General features: G+C 69.8%; 16 protein-coding genes. 9 read left to right on the forward strand and 7 right to left on the reverse strand.

All coding sequences use genetic code 11. From position 1 onward, the window contains the following. Positions 1–16: 16 nt before the first annotated feature. Positions 17–1,231, reverse strand: a complete 1,215-nt coding sequence (locus tag ACMGFI_RS14940) for an alpha-1 4-glucan-protein synthase (protein WP_436910613.1) — start codon at positions 1,229–1,231, stop codon at positions 17–19. A 296-nt stretch (positions 1,232–1,527) separates the two neighbouring features. On the opposite strand from ACMGFI_RS14940, the gene fabG reads away from it, so the two are divergent. The 5 genes from fabG to ACMGFI_RS14965 all read left to right on the forward strand — a co-directional run bounded on the left by fabG (position 1,528) and on the right by ACMGFI_RS14965 (position 5,904). After that, a complete protein-coding gene (gene fabG, locus ACMGFI_RS14945; RefSeq protein ID WP_436910614.1) occupies positions 1,528–2,271 on the forward strand; it encodes a 3-oxoacyl-[acyl-carrier-protein] reductase in 744 nt (247 codons plus the stop codon). A 1-nt stretch (position 2,272) separates the two neighbouring features. Next, positions 2,273–3,892 (forward strand): acyl-CoA carboxylase subunit beta, encoded by a 1,620-nt coding sequence (locus tag ACMGFI_RS14950; protein ID WP_436910616.1) that lies wholly within the window; start codon positions 2,273–2,275, stop codon positions 3,890–3,892. Then, complete coding sequence (locus ACMGFI_RS14955; RefSeq protein ID WP_436910617.1) at positions 3,892–4,248, forward strand: DUF8022 family protein; 357 nt, start codon at positions 3,892–3,894, stop codon at positions 4,246–4,248. The genes ACMGFI_RS14950 and ACMGFI_RS14955 overlap by 1 nt, the downstream gene beginning before the upstream one ends. 130 nt (positions 4,249–4,378) lie before the next feature. Further along, positions 4,379–5,527, forward strand: coding sequence for a thiolase family protein (locus ACMGFI_RS14960; RefSeq protein WP_436910618.1), 1,149 nt, complete (start codon positions 4,379–4,381; stop codon positions 5,525–5,527). Then, positions 5,527–5,904, forward strand: a complete 378-nt coding sequence (locus ACMGFI_RS14965; protein WP_436910619.1) for a Zn-ribbon domain-containing OB-fold protein — start codon at positions 5,527–5,529, stop codon at positions 5,902–5,904. Before ACMGFI_RS14960 ends, ACMGFI_RS14965 begins: the two co-directional genes overlap by 1 nt. Positions 5,905–5,936: 32 nt before the next feature. Here ACMGFI_RS14965 and ACMGFI_RS14970 read toward each other — a convergent pair whose 3' ends face one another. From ACMGFI_RS14970 to ACMGFI_RS14985, 4 genes are all read right to left on the reverse strand, one after another. Beyond that, positions 5,937–7,463 (reverse strand): S41 family peptidase, encoded by a 1,527-nt coding sequence (locus tag ACMGFI_RS14970; RefSeq protein ID WP_436910620.1) that lies wholly within the window; start codon positions 7,461–7,463, stop codon positions 5,937–5,939. A gap of 242 nt (positions 7,464–7,705) precedes the next feature. Beyond that, complete coding sequence (locus ACMGFI_RS14975) at positions 7,706–8,194, reverse strand: HTH domain-containing protein (RefSeq protein WP_436910621.1); 489 nt, start codon at positions 8,192–8,194, stop codon at positions 7,706–7,708. A gap of 126 nt (positions 8,195–8,320) precedes the next feature. Then, positions 8,321–9,055 (reverse strand): DUF7547 family protein, encoded by a 735-nt coding sequence (locus tag ACMGFI_RS14980; RefSeq protein WP_436910622.1) that lies wholly within the window; start codon positions 9,053–9,055, stop codon positions 8,321–8,323. Between the two features lie 78 nt (positions 9,056–9,133). Next, the gene (locus ACMGFI_RS14985) at positions 9,134–10,231 is read right to left on the reverse strand and encodes a Gfo/Idh/MocA family protein (RefSeq protein ID WP_436910623.1); all 1,098 of its coding nucleotides are present in this window, start codon (positions 10,229–10,231) and stop codon (positions 9,134–9,136) included. A gap of 136 nt (positions 10,232–10,367) precedes the next feature. On the opposite strand from ACMGFI_RS14985, the gene ACMGFI_RS14990 reads away from it, so the two are divergent. Continuing rightward, entirely contained in the window at positions 10,368–10,562 is a 195-nt protein-coding gene (locus ACMGFI_RS14990; RefSeq protein ID WP_436910624.1) for a hypothetical protein, read from the forward strand. Positions 10,563–10,566: 4 nt separating this feature from the next. On the opposite strand, the gene dpsA is transcribed toward ACMGFI_RS14990, so the two are convergent. Next, the gene (gene dpsA / locus ACMGFI_RS14995; RefSeq protein ID WP_436910625.1) at positions 10,567–11,115 is read right to left on the reverse strand and encodes a DNA starvation/stationary phase protection protein DpsA; all 549 of its coding nucleotides are present in this window, start codon (positions 11,113–11,115) and stop codon (positions 10,567–10,569) included. A 135-nt stretch (positions 11,116–11,250) separates the two neighbouring features. Continuing rightward, positions 11,251–11,637: a DUF8048 family protein gene (locus ACMGFI_RS15000; RefSeq protein ID WP_436910626.1), complete on the reverse strand. Its 387-nt coding sequence runs from the start codon at positions 11,635–11,637 to the stop codon at positions 11,251–11,253. A gap of 53 nt (positions 11,638–11,690) precedes the next feature. Here ACMGFI_RS15000 and ACMGFI_RS15005 point away from each other — a divergent pair, with 53 nt between their 5' ends. The 3 genes from ACMGFI_RS15005 to ACMGFI_RS15015 all read left to right on the forward strand — a co-directional run bounded on the left by ACMGFI_RS15005 (position 11,691) and on the right by ACMGFI_RS15015 (position 15,599). Then, a complete protein-coding gene (locus tag ACMGFI_RS15005) occupies positions 11,691–12,164 on the forward strand; it encodes a YbaK/EbsC family protein (RefSeq protein ID WP_436910627.1) in 474 nt (157 codons plus the stop codon). Positions 12,165–12,285: 121 nt separating this feature from the next. Further along, on the forward strand, positions 12,286–14,457 hold the full coding sequence (locus ACMGFI_RS15010) for an acetate--CoA ligase family protein (RefSeq protein WP_436910628.1): 2,172 nt from the start codon (positions 12,286–12,288) through the stop codon (positions 14,455–14,457). Beyond that, a complete protein-coding gene (locus ACMGFI_RS15015; RefSeq protein ID WP_436910630.1) occupies positions 14,454–15,599 on the forward strand; it encodes a phosphotransacetylase family protein in 1,146 nt (381 codons plus the stop codon). Before ACMGFI_RS15010 ends, ACMGFI_RS15015 begins: the two co-directional genes overlap by 4 nt. Positions 15,600–15,605 lie beyond the last annotated feature (6 nt).

Genomic DNA, 15,605 nt, shown 5'->3' on the forward strand with positions numbered 1-15,605 from the left:
CCCGGTATCGTCCCGCTCAGTCGTCGGTGGCGACGGGTTCGGCGGTCGGGGCCGTCCCCTCGATCGCGTCGAGACAGGCGAGCCAGTCGCGCATGTGTTCGCCGACGAAGTTGAGGAACTCGCCGTTCTCGTAGTCGTACTCGCCCTCCGCGAGTTCGTCGGCCATCGCGGCGAACACGCCCGCGTAGGAGTCGGCGTCGCCGCCCACGTCGTCCTCGGACGGCTCTGCCGTCCGAGCGGTCCGTGGGACCTCCGGTCCCACGCTATCGACGATCTCCCAGACGTGCTCGTTGAGTTCCAGGCCCGGCACCTCGTTGTTGAGGTCGCCGAACGTCGAGCGCGGGGCCTTGTTGTGTTCGCACAGCGGGGCGCCGTTGTAGATGCGCTTGCCGAGCACGTCGCAGGCCCGCTTCAGGAAGACGCCGCTCCAGATGTCGTCGAACCGGCCCACGTCCCACGGGTTGTCGTCCATCGGCAGCTGGTAGAACGCGGGGATCACCTCGCGGCGGAAGGCGAGGTTCATCGAGCAGACGGTGAGGTAGTTGTCCCGGGCCGCGACGAAGTCCTCGCCGTAGTCGTCGGCGTCCAGCCGGGTCTGGGCCTGGCCCTGCAGGTCGCCGTCCATGAGGATGCGGACCGCGTCCAGGTCGGGGACGTTCGTCCACAGCCCCTGGGAGGCGACCACGTCGTCGATCTCGGCCGTTCCGGTCTCGACGGTCTCGTCCATCGCGCTGTAGGGGTACCCGCGGGGGTACAGCTCGTGGTCGTCGACGTTCTCGTGGAGGACGTTCACCCACCGCTCGTCCGAGGCGACTTCGGTGATCTCCCCCTCGTAGGCGAGGTTGTCGAGGTGGCGACCGAAGAAGTCGTACTCCTCGTGGGGGAGGGTGTCGTCGTCGATGAAGAAGCCGATGTCGTAGTCGCCGGCCCACATGTACAGCAGGCCGAAGCTCGTCTCGGCGTGGCTCGCGGCGGGGACGACGTGCTCGTACTCGGCGACGCCGTGGTCGCGGTACCACTGCTCGCGCCGGGAACCGTCGAACACCTCGCCCGACAGCCCCTCGTCGTCGAGCATCGCCCGCATCTCGTCGGTGTCACAGAAGTCCTCCGTGACGAGGACGAAGTGCAGCCGGTCGAGGTCGAACCCGTTTGCCCGCGCGTTGTCGGCGTAGGCCCGGATACACTCGTACTCGCGGATCGTCGGTACCACGACGCAGATGTCGCGTGTCATCTCTGTCCCGTATGTCTTTAGGTCGCCCTAAAATACCTGTCGTTGTCGGTCGACCGCCGCTACGAGCCGTCGGGACGGGGGGTTCCCACGTAGGCACGAGAACCTATCAGCGACGGATAGTCGGAGGGCCGAGCGGCCGGTATGGGCGCCGTCAAGCGGTCGTGCGTGCCGTCTGGTCCGGTATCAGAGGCGACACCACCGCCGGGTTATGTAACCTCCGCAAGGGGAACTATTAACCCGTCTCCGGGGGCCACTGTATGTATGAATCGGGACCGTCGCGAACGGAGGTCGGGGCCGTGAATCTGGAGGAGCAGACCTGCCTCGTCACGGGGAGTTCCCGCGGGATCGGACGGGGGATCGCCGAGGACCTCGCCGACCGCGGCGCGGACGTGGTGGTCAACTACCGCTCGTCGGCGGCGGAGGCCGAGGCGGTCGTCGAGTCCATCGAGGCGGACGGGGGGACGGCGATCGCGGCCCAGGCCGACGTGTCCGACTTCGACGAGGTCCAGGCGATGCGGGAGGAGGTCGTCGACGCTTTCGGACCGGTCGACGTGCTCGTCAACAACGCCGGGATCACCGTCGACAAGAAGTTCGAGAACATGACCCGCGAGGACTGGGACGCCGTCATCGACGTGAACCTCGGCGGCGTCTACAACTGCACGAAGACGTTCTTCGACGACATCAAGGAGAGCCGCCACGGCCGACTCATCAACATCTCGTCGGTCGTCGGCCAGCAGGGCAACTACGGCCAGGCCAACTACGCGACGACCAAGTCGGGGCTGTTCGGGTTCACCCGGACCATCGCTCTTGAGATGGCCTCCTCGGGGTCGACGGCCAACTGCATCGCGCCCGGGTTCGTCGAGACGGACATGCTCGAGGAGGTGCCCGAGCGCGTCCAGGAGAAGATCCTGCGGGAGATCCCCCTCGATCGGTTCGCCACCGTCGAGGACATCTGCGGGATCGTCTCCTTCGTCGCCAGCGAGGAGTCCAGCTACATGACCGGCCAGGTGATCGGCGTCAACGGCGGCATGGAGTGGTGAGATGAGCGAGGAAGCGAGCGAGGACGCGACAGGTTCGGACGCATCGGACGGTACAGACCAGGAAGGAGACTCAGACGAAGAGAGCGCACTTGAGGAGCTCCGGCGGCGCCGCGAGGAGTCCCGGGTCGGCGGCGGCGAGGACCGCATCGAGCGCCAGCACTCGCGGGGCAAGATGACCGCCCACGAGCGCGTGGAGTACCTGCTCGACGACGGCACGTTCACCGAGATCGACCCGTTCGTCGAGCACCGCGCTACGTCGTTCGGAATGGACGAGAAGGAGTTCCCCGGCGACGCCGTGGTGACTGGCTACGGCGACGTGAACGGCCGGAAGGTGTTCGTCTTCGCCCACGACTTCACCGTCCTCGGGGGGTCGGTCGGCGAGGTCGTCGCGGACAAGATCTGCAAGGTGATGGACCGCGCGGTCGACGCCGGCGTCCCCGTGATCGGCCTCAACGACTCCGGCGGCGCGCGCATCCAGGAGGGCGTCGACTCGCTGGTCGGGTTCGCCAAGATCTTCCAGCGCAACACCAAGGCCTCGGGGATGATCCCCCAGATCTCGGCCATCATGGGGCCCTGCGCGGGCGGCGCGACCTACTCGCCGGCGCTGACGGACTTCACGTTCATGGTGCAGGACACCTCCCACATGTTCATCACCGGGCCGGACGTCATCGAGACGGTCACCGGCGAGCAGGTCTCGAAGGAGGAGCTCGGCGGCGCCGGCAGCCACTCGACGAAGTCCGGCGTCGCCCACTTCGCCTGCGAGGACGAGGAGGCGGCGCTGGACGACATCCGCCGCCTGCTGTCCTACCTCCCGCAGAACAACATGGAGGACCCGCCGCGGGTCGCCTCCTGGGACGACCCAGAGCGGGAACTCGACGGCATCACCGACATCGTGCCGGAGGCGCCGCGCAAGCCCTACGACATGACGCGGGTCATCGACCGCGTGGTCGACGAGGACTCCTTCTTCGAGGTCCACGAGAACTGGGCGCGCAACGTCGTCGTCGGCTACGCTCGCATGGACGGCCGCGTCGTCGGGGTCGTCGCCAACCAGCCCCGCGTCAGCGCGGGGACGCTGGACATCGACGCCTCGGAGAAGGCCGCGCGGTTCATCCGCACCTGCGACTCGTTCAACGTCCCCATCGTCTCGCTGGTGGACGTGCCCGGGTTCATGCCCGGCACCGACCAGGAGCACAACGGGATCATCCGCCGGGGCGCGAAGCTCATCTACGCCTACGCCGAGGCGACCGTCCCCCTGCTGTCTGTGGTCGTCCGCAAGGCCTACGGCGGCGCCTACATCGTCATGTCCTCGAAGTTCCTCGGCTCGGACGTGAACTACGCATGGCCGGGCTCGGAGATGGCCGTCCTCGGCCCCCGCGGCGCGGTCAACATCCTCTACCGCGACGAACTGCAGGAGGCCGAGGACACGGACGCGCGCCGCCAGGAGCTGATGGACGAGTTCCGCGAGGAGTTCGCCCACCCCTACGGGCCCGCCAAGCGGGGCTATCTCGACGACGTGATCGAACCGAAGGACACGCGCAAGCGCCTGATATCGGACCTTGAGATGCTGGAGCGCAAGCGCGAGGACAGCCCGCCGAAAGACCACGGCAACATCCCACTGTAATGGCCGACACAGCACTCTCCGACGGCGAGGCACCGGACGCCGACCCGACCGCCGACGGGTCCGGCGACGGGTCGAGCGGCGAGACGGTGGCGCTCACCGTCGACGGCGAGGAAGTATCGCTGTCGATCCCCGCAGACGCCGACGCGACCGAGGCCGCGGCCATCGCCTCGGCGGTCGGCGCCCACCTCCACGACCGGCAGGTCGCCGCGGCCGCGGCGGCCGCCGAGAGCGACGAGGAGGAGCGGGCCGACGCCTGGAAGCTCGCCGGGCGGATGAAGTCCATGGGCCGCAGTCGCTGGCCGAAGGACGTGCGGAAGGGCGAGGAGTGGAAGGCCAGCGCCCGCTCGTTCTACTGACCCGCCGCCGGCGCCCGTTCGGTTTACTGACCGGCCGGCGCCCGCCCGGCCCCCTGGACCCATCGCGGCGGCCGCACTGCGGACCGTCGCCACCGTAACACCCACATTACAGCCCTCCGAGGTGGCACACATGACAGTCGCAGTGATCGGCGCGTCGATGACGAAGTTCGGCGAGCGCGACGCCTGGATACGCGAGCTGATCGCCCAGGCGGGCGAGGCCGCGCTCGACGACGCCGGGATCGAGCCGGCGGACGTGGAGCACCTCTACGTCTCGAACATGGCCAGCGGCGAGTTCGAGGGCCAGGGCGGGATCATGAACGCCCTCGCCCACGACCTCGGGCTGATGCCGGCCTACAGCGAACGGGTCGACCAGACCTCCTCCTCCGGCGGTGCGGGCATCTACGAGGCCTGGCAGTCGATCGCCTCCGGGGCGAGCGACATGACCCTCCTCGTCGGCGGCGAGAAGATGACCCACCGCTCGACCGCCGAGTCGACGGACATCATCGCCTCGATCACCCACCCCGCCGAGTACAAGCACGGCCTGACCCTGCCCTCGTTCGCGGGCATGACCGCCCGACACTACCTCGAACGATTCGACGCCCCACGGGACTCGCTGGCGAAGGTCGCCGTCAAGAACCACAAAAACGGCGTGGACAACCCCCACGCCCAGTTCCAGAAGGAGATCGACGAGGAGACCGCCCTCGAGAGCCCCATCGTCGCGGACCCGCTCCGGCTGTACGACTTCTGCCCGATCACGGACGGCAGTTCGGGGCTCGTGTTCACCACCGAGGAGCGCGCCAAAGAGATCACAGATGACTACGCTGTGATCTCGGGCATCGCCGGCGCCACGGACACCCACGTCGTCCACGAGCGCGACGACCCCACCGTCATGGGGGGTGTCGTCGATTCGTCCGACATGGCCTACGAGATGGCCGGTATCGGCCCCGACGACATCGACGTGGCGGAACTCCACGACATGTTCACCATCCTGGAGTTCCTCCAGATGGAGGGCTGTGGCTTCGCGGAGCAGGGCGAGGCCTGGAAGCAGGTCGAGGAAGGCCGCACCGAGAAGGACGGCGAACTCCCGATCAACACCTCGGGCGGCCTGAAGTCGAAGGGTCACCCGCTGGGCGCCAGCGGGGTCGCACAGGGCTACGAGATATACGAACAGCTCGTCGACGAGGCGGGCCCCCGTCAGGTCGAGGCCGACACCGGCCTCGCCTGCAACGTCGGCGGGTTCGGGAACTGCGTCATCACCACGATCATGGAGGCACGATAATGTCGTTCGACGCCCACGTCTGCGAGAACGGACACGTCACCTACCCCGGGCACACGCTCTGCCCCGAGTGCGGGGCGAAACAGACCGAACGGCTCGACCTCGCCGAGCGGACCGGCGAGGTCGTCACCTGGACGAAGTCGACGGCGACCCCGCCCGGCGTCCGCGCGCCCAACACCATCGCCATCGTCCAGTTCGACCTCTCCGGGGAGGACCTGGCCGACGACTACGTCCGCGCGGTCGGGCAGGTCACGACGGAGGAGGTCGAGACCGGCGACGCCGTCGAGCCGGTCTACGCCGAGGAACTGCGCGACCCCGAGGCGGGCATCAAGGTTCCCGAGAGCCAGGAGTGGGACGGCTACCGGTTCGAGCCGGTCTGAGTTTCCGACCTCGATCTCGGGGGTTTCGATCCTCAGCAGTACTCGTCGAGCGCGAGCAGTACGCTCGCATCGCGGTCGTGGTCGTAGCGGTCGAAGTCCTCGCTCGTCAGTTGCCGGTCCGGTTCGAGCACCTCGTCGGGACCCTCGGGGAGCGTTTCGATCCGAGACGTGGCTGTCATGGCGGTGAGCCCCGAGTTCGGGAGTTCGAACGTGACGACGTCCCCGAAGTACGTCGGGGCCTGAACCGGTGCGGTCCCGACGACGCTCGCCCCGAGTCGCCGGAGCGCGGCGAGCAGCGAGAACCCCGCGCTGAAGGTGGTCGCCGCCGTCGCGACGACGACGGTCGGCGGCGCATATTTGCCGGCAAAGGGCCAGTCCGGCGACTCCGACCGCTCGAACGTCGGCAGCGAGTCGCGGAGGTCGCTCCGGACATCTTCCACGGAGGGATCGCCGTCGTCGACGGCGTACTCGCCGGGCCGGAGGTCCCACGCGCCGTTTTCGTCGGCGCGCTCGAACGAGTCGGTTCCGCGTTCCTCGACCAGCCGGTCGGAGTACCGGAGCGCGCCCGGACGGTCGCGGGCCGTCACGACGGCGTCCCAGCCGTACAGGACGTAGGCCAGGAGGTCCACGAGGATCCGATTCCCGCCGGTGTTGTCCCGGACGTCGACGACCAGCGTCTCCGTCTCCGCCGCCGCCATCTCCCCGGCGAGGTCCCTGAACACGTCCAGCGCCGCGGGGACTCCGCCGAGCGCGTCGTCGAAGTCCTCGGGAGCCGGCTCGCCGGTGGCCGCTCGGCAGAGCGAGCGCGCGCGTGTCCGGGAGTGCTCGTCGAGGCCGTCGCGTCGGTACTCGAACGCCTCCCGGTGGCCGTCCATCGACGGGACCCGCAGCCACGCCGCGTCGCGCTCGGGGAGCAGTCGATAGGTCGGCCACTCCTCCGAGGCCGGTCGGTCGAGCGTCGACGGCGCGACCCACTCCCCGCCGTCCGTCGTCGGCTCGAACGTCTCGCGGACGGCCGACCCGTCGGGCGCCCGGAACTCGAAGGTCGCTCGCGCCGGCCGGTCGTCGGCGGCGAGGAGCGTGGCCATCGAACGCCAGTTGCGGAGCGAGAGCAGGAGGTTGGTGCGGTCGCCGTGGGGCGTCTCACTGCCCCGGAGGCGCCGCTGTCGGTCGAGGAGTTCGTCGACGCCGACGCCCGCGACGCGCCGCAGACGTGCCCCCACCAGGGAACGGCGCTCGTCGGACCGGACGGCCCTGACCCGAATGTCGCCGTCGACGGCGCCGAGACGGAGGGGGATCGATCCGTCGGCCATCGGGTGGACGACGAAGGTGTGGGCGTCCCGAACCGCGGCCGCCAGCGCCGCGAGTTCTTCCCGGAGTCGTCGCTTCGAGGGGCCCTCCGGCGGGAGGGCGTCGAGCGTCGACTGTACCCGCTCGTAGTACTCGAATCGTCCGCCGGCCCGAACGAACGGCGCCGGATGCGTCGCCTCTATCGCGTCGACGAACGCCCGCACGTCCGCGACGGCCTCGTCGTGGGTCAGTTCCGCTTCGGAACTCATGGAACCGGAGACGCCCCGCCGAGTGATAAAATATGGTAGGTACGTTGAAATATCCAAACGTATAAGTATCCCGTTCCCACTTTCGAGTGAAGCGGTCGCAACGGGAACGGGCGACCGGGAACGCGATATCGGGTGTTCGGTAGTCTCGCGGCGGCCCGCGGAGAATCCGGACCGGCGGGAGGCCGGTCCCCCTCGCCGGGGTGGCAGGGGTGTGGCGGTTGCGGGTGGCTGACAGCAGGGGTTCAGTCGGCGGGCGCGACCAGCGGGCGGTCGCGGTCATCGACCGAATCAGGAGCGTCCTCGGCGAGGGCAGACAACCCATCCGCTACCGAGCGGTAGTCGTCGCCGTCCGCGTGGGGGTAGACGGCGACGAGGTCGCCCCCGTCGTAGACTGCGAGGGTGATCGCGGGGAAGACCAGCCAGTCGCACAGTTCGCCGGTGTCCGCGGCGTAACACTCGCGCGTCGCGAAGAACGGCCGCAAGCGCGCGCCGCGGTCGCGCGCCCACCGCGAGAACGCCAGGTAGCGGTCACGGGCCGCTACCGCCTCGGTGTCCTCGCGGCGGATGCGCTTCGGACAGGTCGTCACCTCGAACGAGTCGACCCGCCCGGCGGCCTCGAGTTCGCGCAGTCTCTCTGTGAGCCGGTCGCGCTGGCGCGCCGCCGGCTCCGGGAGCGTCTCCCTGAGACACAGCGCGACGCGGCGGTCCCCCCTCCGCTCGGTTGGCGTCATGGGTACCCGACGGTTGCACGTGGTGGATAATAAATCATTATGTTTTCTAAATTATTGTTTGGGCGGTTGTTCGGGGATATCGGTCAGCGGTTCCGGACGGGAGAAAAGCGGTTCACTGCGGGCGAGCTACTCGCGGTCCGCACCGCCGGCGTCGTCGTCCCCGGAGCCGTCCGCTCCGACGTCGTCGCCGTCCTGCGGGCCGTTCCCGGGGTCGTCACCGTCACCGTCGGCCGGCACGTCGTCGGCGTCGGGGAGTTCGTCGAGGTCGCGCTTGATCGACTCCAGCTCGGCGTCCACATCCACCGAGACCGCGTCGTCGCCGCCCTCGTCGTCCCCACCTGACTCCGCCCGGTCGTCCTGGCCCGACGAATCGCCGGATCCCTCGTCCGACGACTGGGCCGAACCGTCGGCCGGCCGCGTACTCTCGCGGATACGGCGCTGGATCTCCGCGCGCAGTTCGCGGGCGTCGTCGAGCAGCTCCGCCGCCTCGTCGTCGTTCGGTCGCCCCTCGACGGCGTCCTGGAGGTCGACGAGCGCGTCGTCGAGCCGCGAGAGGGTCGACTCGCTGGCGGACTTGGCGCGCTCGCGGAGCTGTTCGGTCTCGCGGCGGGCCTCGTCGGCGCCGTCGGCGAGCCGCAGTGCACGCTGGAGGAGCCGGAGCGCGCGGATGTTCGTCTCCAGGATCAGGATGAACCCCGGGATGGCGACTTCGCTGGTGAACCGCCGCAGGTCCCGCGGCGTCGGGAGCCGCGGCCCGTCGTCGGGCCGCGGCGGCTCCAGTTCGTCCTCGAGTTCCCGCAGGGTCCGGACGAGGTCGCCGACCAGCCGCGCCAGGTCCTCGTCGGAGGAGTCGTCGGTCATGTCCCGTCCTTCGCGGGCCGACGGAAAAAACGTCACCACTCGCGCGACAGCTGATCGACAGGACCGAACGGTCGGGCCCTAGGGGTCCACGTCCGGGAAGTCGGCCGGGAGCGGCGCGGGACGGCCGGGGTCGGAGTCGATAGCCGCGAACGCGCTCTCCTCCGAGGACGTGCGGACCGCCGACATCACGTCGAGGACGTGGCCGGCGAGGGCGCCGCTGGTGCGGTGTTCCCAGTCGCCGCGGACGGCGAAGGCCAGGTCCGCGAGGCCCGCGCCGCGGCCGGCCGTGTACTCGTGGGTCAGCGGGACCGTCTCCCAGGCGTCGTCCTCGTGGCTCCGGACGCGGACGGGGCCCTCGAAGTGGTTCGGGTCGGGCAGCGCCAGCGTCCCCTCGGTCCCGTAGATCTCGAAGGCGGGGAAGGGGAGCGTCGACGCCTCAACGTCGAAGCTCATCAGCAGGTTCGCCGTCGCGCCGCCGGCGAAGTCGACGATGCCGGCCTCGTGGGTCGGCACCTCTACGTCGATCTCCTCGCCCTTCCGCGCGTCGCTCTCGATAGTTCTGGTGGCGTGGGGTCGGCTGACCGACCCGGCGACGCGCTCGGCGCTCCCCAGGAGGAAGACGAGCGCGGTCACGTAGTACGGCCCCATGTCGAACAGCGGCCCGCCGCCCTCCTGGTAGTACAGGTCCGGGTTCGGGTGCCACAGTTCGTGCCCTGGCGAGGTCCAGTGGGCGGTCGCACCCACGGCGTCACCGATCCGACCCTCGTCGAGCACCTGCCGCGCCGTCTGGAGGCCCGCGCCGAGGAACGTGTCCGGCGCCGAGCCGACGAGCAGGCCCGACTCGGCGGCCCGCTCGCGGATCGATTCGGCCTCTTCGGCCGTCGCGGCGAACGGCTTCTCGGTGTAGACGTGGTTCCCGGCGTCCAGCGCGTCCGTGATGACCCCCGCGTGGGCGCTCGGCGGTGTCAGGTTGACGATAGCCTCCACGGCGTCGTCGGCGAGCAGGTCATCGACCGACTGGGCCTCGATCCCGTGTTCGGCGGCCGTCTCGCGGGCCAGCTCTGCGTCCAGATCGGCACAGGCGACGATGTCGAAGGCGTCGAAGGTGGCGTCCGCCGAGAGATAGCGGGAACTGATGTTGCCACAGCCGACGATCCCGACCGAGAGCGGATTCATGGGCATGCCTTCGTGAGCCCGCTAATCAATCCCCTGGACTCCGGTCGAACGTTCCCCTTCGTCGCGGTCGCGCCCGCTCGTCGGCTTCCGGGACCGACCGCAACCCTTATTTCTTTAGGTTCGCCTAAACCGAGATATGGAAGCAACGGACGAGTCGGCCGACGGGGTGCAGTCACGCGTCGACGCGGACGAACAGCGCGGGCGGGCCGAACGCGCGGACTGTCCGGAGATATCCGCCTACTCGACGACGGAGACGCGGACGGTGTTCACGGAGTCGGACAACGGCGACGGCTGGATCGCGACCGACCTGACGGTCGAGGTCCGCGAATAGCGTTCTACCTGTTGATCGCGGCGTCGGTGACCAGCGTGTCGTCCTCGAGGTAGTGCTCGATGTGGTGGGCGTCCTCCTCGGTCTGGACGAGGATCTCGCGGAGGATCTCCGCGGTGGCGTGGTCGCCCAGGTCCGTCGCGAGCTCGATGTGCTCGCGGAGGCTCTCGATGACGTCGCCGTACATCCCCAGGTCGTTCTCCAGGGACGTGCGGATGTCGTAGACGTCGTCGCCCTCGAACTCGACGGTCGCCATCTCGGCCTGGTTGACCGGGTTCGCCACGGGCGCCCCGCCCAGGGCCTGGAGCCGCTCGGCGATATCGTCGGCCGCCGCCTCGGCGTTCTCGGCCGCCTCCCCGAGGAAAATGTGCAGGTCGCGGAACTCTGCGCCCTCCACGTTCCAGTGGTGCTTTCGAAGCTGGTGGTACAGCATGTACGTGTCCGCCAGGTCGGCGTTCAGCGCCTCGACGATCTCCTCGGACTTGCCCTGGTCGAGTCGGAGCTGGTTCTCTTCGACCGTGCCGGCCTCCTGCAGGACGTGCTTCTGGGTGCTCATTGCGTTCTGATCATCGGCCGCTCGCCCCTTAAAGATTGCCACTCGGAAAGAATTTTTTCGGATGGCCAAAATCGAGTTTTCCGTATCGGAATGCGAACTGGGAACGCCGCCCCGTCGTGATGAGCGAGGAACAGCTCACGGGCGGGTCAACACGAGCGCGGCGTCGCCGTCTAGCCGTGCCTCGTCGACGCCGGCCTCCGGCGGGGCGGCCCGCGCCTGCGCGTCGTGGACGGCCAGCAGGGCCGCGGCCTCGGCGTCGTCGAGGGCGAGGTCGTCGGTGAACTCCGTCCAGACGTGGTCCGGGAGCGCCAGGTAGTACGCGCCCTCGGTCCGCCCGACCAGCGGGTCCAGGTGGAAGTAGTTGCGCCACTCGTAGACGATGTCCTCGACGCCGGGCAGTTCGCGGACGTTCGCCTGGTGGGTGCGCAGAATGTCGGTCAGTCGCTCGACGGACACGTCGCGGTCGGCCGCGACCGACTCGACGACCGCCTCGTCGAAGGCTCCGAGTTCGTCGCTCGTCATGACGGACGCTCGGGGTGCAAGCGCATTTACCGTTGCGCTCCGTTCGGAGCGGTATGCATCCGCGAGCGAGGGAGTTCACCGAGCGGGCGGCCGACCGCGGCGTCGAAGTCGAGGTCCGCGAGTTCCCCGAGGGGACGAAGACAGCGGCCGACGCCGCCGAGGCCATCGGCTGCGAGGTCGCCCAGATCGCCAGTTCCATCGCGATGGTCGCCGACGAGCCGGTCGTCGTCGTCACCAGCGGCGCCAACCGGGTGAGCGAGGCGAAGCTCGCCGCCCTCCGCGGCGTCGACCCCGAGGCCGTGCGGATGGCCGACGCCGACGAGGTGAAGGGGACGCTCGGCTGGGCCATCGGCGGCGTGCCGCCGTTCTGTCACGAGCGGTCCGTCCCCGTCTACCTGGACGAGACGCTCCGGGCCTTCGAGACGGTGTGGGCCGCCGCCGGGACCCCCGAGGCCGTCTTCCCGGTCGACCCGGAGCGCATCGAGGAACTGGCCGACGCCGAGCCGGCGGACGTGGCCGCCGAGTGACCGGTACTGCGGGATGTGGCCGCCCGGACCGACCGGCTCGCGGCGACCGATCCGCCCGTCTTCCTGCGCTGTGAGAAGCCGGGCCAGCCTATAAACCCGGTCGGGGCGAACCTCCGAGTAGATGGGCGAACTAGCCACACTCTTCGGACCGCGGCGAGTCGCCGTCGTAGGCGCGACCGACCGGGAGGGGTCGGTCGGTCGGGCGATCACGGCGAACCTCCTCGCCGACTTCGAGGGGGACGTGGTCGCCGTCAACCCCACGAAAGACGAGGTGCTGGGCCTGGAGGCACACGACGGCGTCGGCGCCGTCCCCGACGTGGACGTGGCCGTCATCGTCGTCCCGCCCTCCGTCGTCCTCGACGCGATCCGCGAGGCCGCGGAGGCGGGGATCCGCGACGTGGTCGTCATCACCGCCGGCTTCGGCGAGTCCGGCAGCGAGGGCGCCCGCCGCGAGCGCGAGCTCCGGGAGCTCGCCGAGGAGTACGACCTCAACGTCGTCGGCCCCAACAGCCTGGGCATCATGAACACCGGGCTCGGCCTCAACGCCACGTTCGGCCCCGAGAACGCCCAGCCGGGCTCGATCTCCTTCATGAGCCAGTCGGGCGCGTTCGTCACCGCCGTCGTCGACTGGGCCAACGACCGCAACCTCGGCTTCCGCAACGTCGTCTCGCTGGGCAACAAGGCCGTCCTCGACGAGTCCGACTTCGTCCGCGAGTGGGGCGAAGATCCGGAAACCGACGTGATCCTGGGCTACCTCGAGGACGTGGTCGACGGCCGCTCGTTCGTCGAATCCGCACGGGAGGTCTCGACGGACACCCCTATCGTCGTCGTCAAGTCCGGCCGGACGGAGGCCGGCGCCTCCGCGGCTGCCTCCCACACCGGCGCCATCGCGGGCTCGGAGGAGGCCTACGAGGCCGCGCTGGACCAGGCGGGCGTGCTCCGCGTCGAGACCGTCCAGGATCTCTTCGACTTCGGGAGCATCCTCGCGGGCCAGCCCCTGCCGGAACGGGACGGCGTCGCCATCGTCACCAACGCCGGCGGCCCCGGCGTGATGACGACCGACGCCGTCGGGGACTCGGACCTCTCGCTCGCCTCGTTCACGGACGAGACCGTCGAGCGGTTCCAGGCGGCGCTGCCCGACGAGGCCAACGTCTACAACCCGGTCGACATCATCGGCGACGCGCCCGTCGAGCGCTTCGAGGAGGCGCTGGACATCGCGCTCGCGGACCCGAACGTCGGCGCCGCGGTCGTGCTCGCCTGCCCGACCGCCACCCTCTCCTACGAGGACCTGGCCGACGCGGTCGTCGACCTGCAGGCCGAGTACGAGACGCCGGTCGCCGCGACGCTGATGGGCGGGTCGTCGGCCCGGGACGCCAACGAGCGGCTCTCGCGGGCCGGCATCCCGACGTACTTCGACCCCGCTCGCGCCGTCCGCAGCCTCGACGCGCTCCGGGAGTACCGGGCGATTAGCGAGCGGGAGTACACCGAACCCGAGACGTTCGACGTGGACCGCGAGGCGGCCAGGGAGATCCTCGAATCGGCCGCCCGGCGGGACACCAACCGGCTGGGCGTGGAGGCGATGGGCCTGCTCGACGCCTACGGCATCCCGACGCCCGACGGCGAGATCGTCGACGCCCGCGCGGACGCCGTCGAGGCCGCCGAGCGGATCGTCGGCGGCAGTGACGACGCCGATGGCGACGGTGGCGGGGACGGCGGCGACGGCGACGGCGGCGACGGGGACGGAGACGGCGAGGTCGTCATGAAGATCGTCAGCCCCGACATCCTCCACAAGTCGGACATCGGCGGCGTCGCCGTCGGCGTCCCGCCCGAGGAGGTCGGCGACACCTACGAGGACCTGGTGACCCGCGCCCGCAGCTACCAGCCCGACGCGACGATCCTCGGCGTCCAGGTCCAGGAGATGCTGGATCTCGACAGCGGCGTCGAGACCATCGTCGGCATGAACCGCGACCCGCAGTTCGGCCCGCTGGTCCTGTTCGGCCTCGGCGGCATCTTCGTCGAGGTGCTCGAGGACACGACGCTCCGGCTCGCGCCCGTCAGCGAGGCGTCGGCCCGCGAGATGATCGACGAGATCGACGCCGCACCGTTGCTGCGCGGCGCACGGGGCCGCGAGCCGGTCGACGAGGCCAGCGTCGTCGAGACGATCCAGCGGCTCTCCCAGCTGGTCACCGACTTCCCCGCCATCGTGGAACTGGACATCAACCCGCTCGTCGCCACCCCCGACGGCGCCCGGGCCGTCGACGTGCGACTCACCATCGACCAGGAGGAACTATGAAACCCATTTTCGTCACCTCGACCGGAGAAGGCACCGGCAAGACAGCCATCGCGATCGCCGTCGCGAAGCTCGCCCAGGACCGCGGCCTGAGCGTGGCCTACTTCAAACCGAAGGGCACGCGCCTCAAGAGCCCGGTCGGCAAGACCCGCGACGAGGACCCGCTGCTCGCGAAGGAGATGCTCGGCATCGACGCCGACCTGGCGGACCTCGAACCCGTGGTCTACTCCCCGGCGTTCATCGAGGAGGCCATCCGCGGCAACCGCGACGGCGAGGTGCGCGAGCGGGTGCGCGAGCACTTCGACGCGCTCGCCGACGAGTACGACCTGGTCGTCGTCGAGGGCGGCGGTCGCCTGGAGACCGGCGGCATCGTCGGCCTGACCGACCCCGACGTGGCCGAACTGCTCGACGCCCGCACGGTCGTCGTCGGCGGCTACGCCAACCCGGCCGACGTGGACGGCGTGCTCGCCGCCGCCCGCCAGTTCGAGGGCCGCCTCGCGGGCGTGCTCTTCAACGCCGTCGCCGACGCCAACTTCGACTCGCTGAACACGGACGTGGTACCCTTCCTGGAGACCCGGGACATCCCCGTCCTCGGCATCGTCCCGCGCGTGCAGGAACTCGCCGGCGTCACCGTCGCGGATCTCGCCGACGCGCTGGGGGCCGAACTGCTGAACCCCGAGGCCTCGACCGACGGCTTCGTCGAGCGGTTCGCCGTCGGCGCGATGGGCAGCGACGCGGCCCTGCGGCACTTCCGGCGGATGCGCAACGCCGCGATGGTCACCGGCGGCGACCGCTCGGAGATCCAGGCCGCCGCGCTCGAAGCGCCGGGCATCGAGTGCATCGTCCTGACCGGCGGGCTCAGACCCTCCGGCGCCATCCTCGGCAAGGCCGCCGAGGCGGACGTGCCGGTCCTGCTCGTCCAGTCGGACACCAGGGTGACCGTCGACCGCGTCGAGGAGGTGATCTCCACCGGCCGGACCCGCGACCCGGAGACCGTCGAGCGGATGGTCGACCTCCTCTCGGACCACGCCGACCTGGCGGGACTGCTGGCCGACTACGACGCGGACTCGGGCTCGACCGCCGGCGCCGACCCGGGGGAGGAGGAGGGGTCCAGCGGCGACAGCACCGAACCGGACGAGGAGTGAGGGCAT

Origin of the sequence: Halosimplex marinum, from assembly GCF_051414075.1 — an archaeon.
Taxonomy (GTDB): domain Archaea; phylum Halobacteriota; class Halobacteria; order Halobacteriales; family Haloarculaceae; genus Halosimplex; species Halosimplex marinum.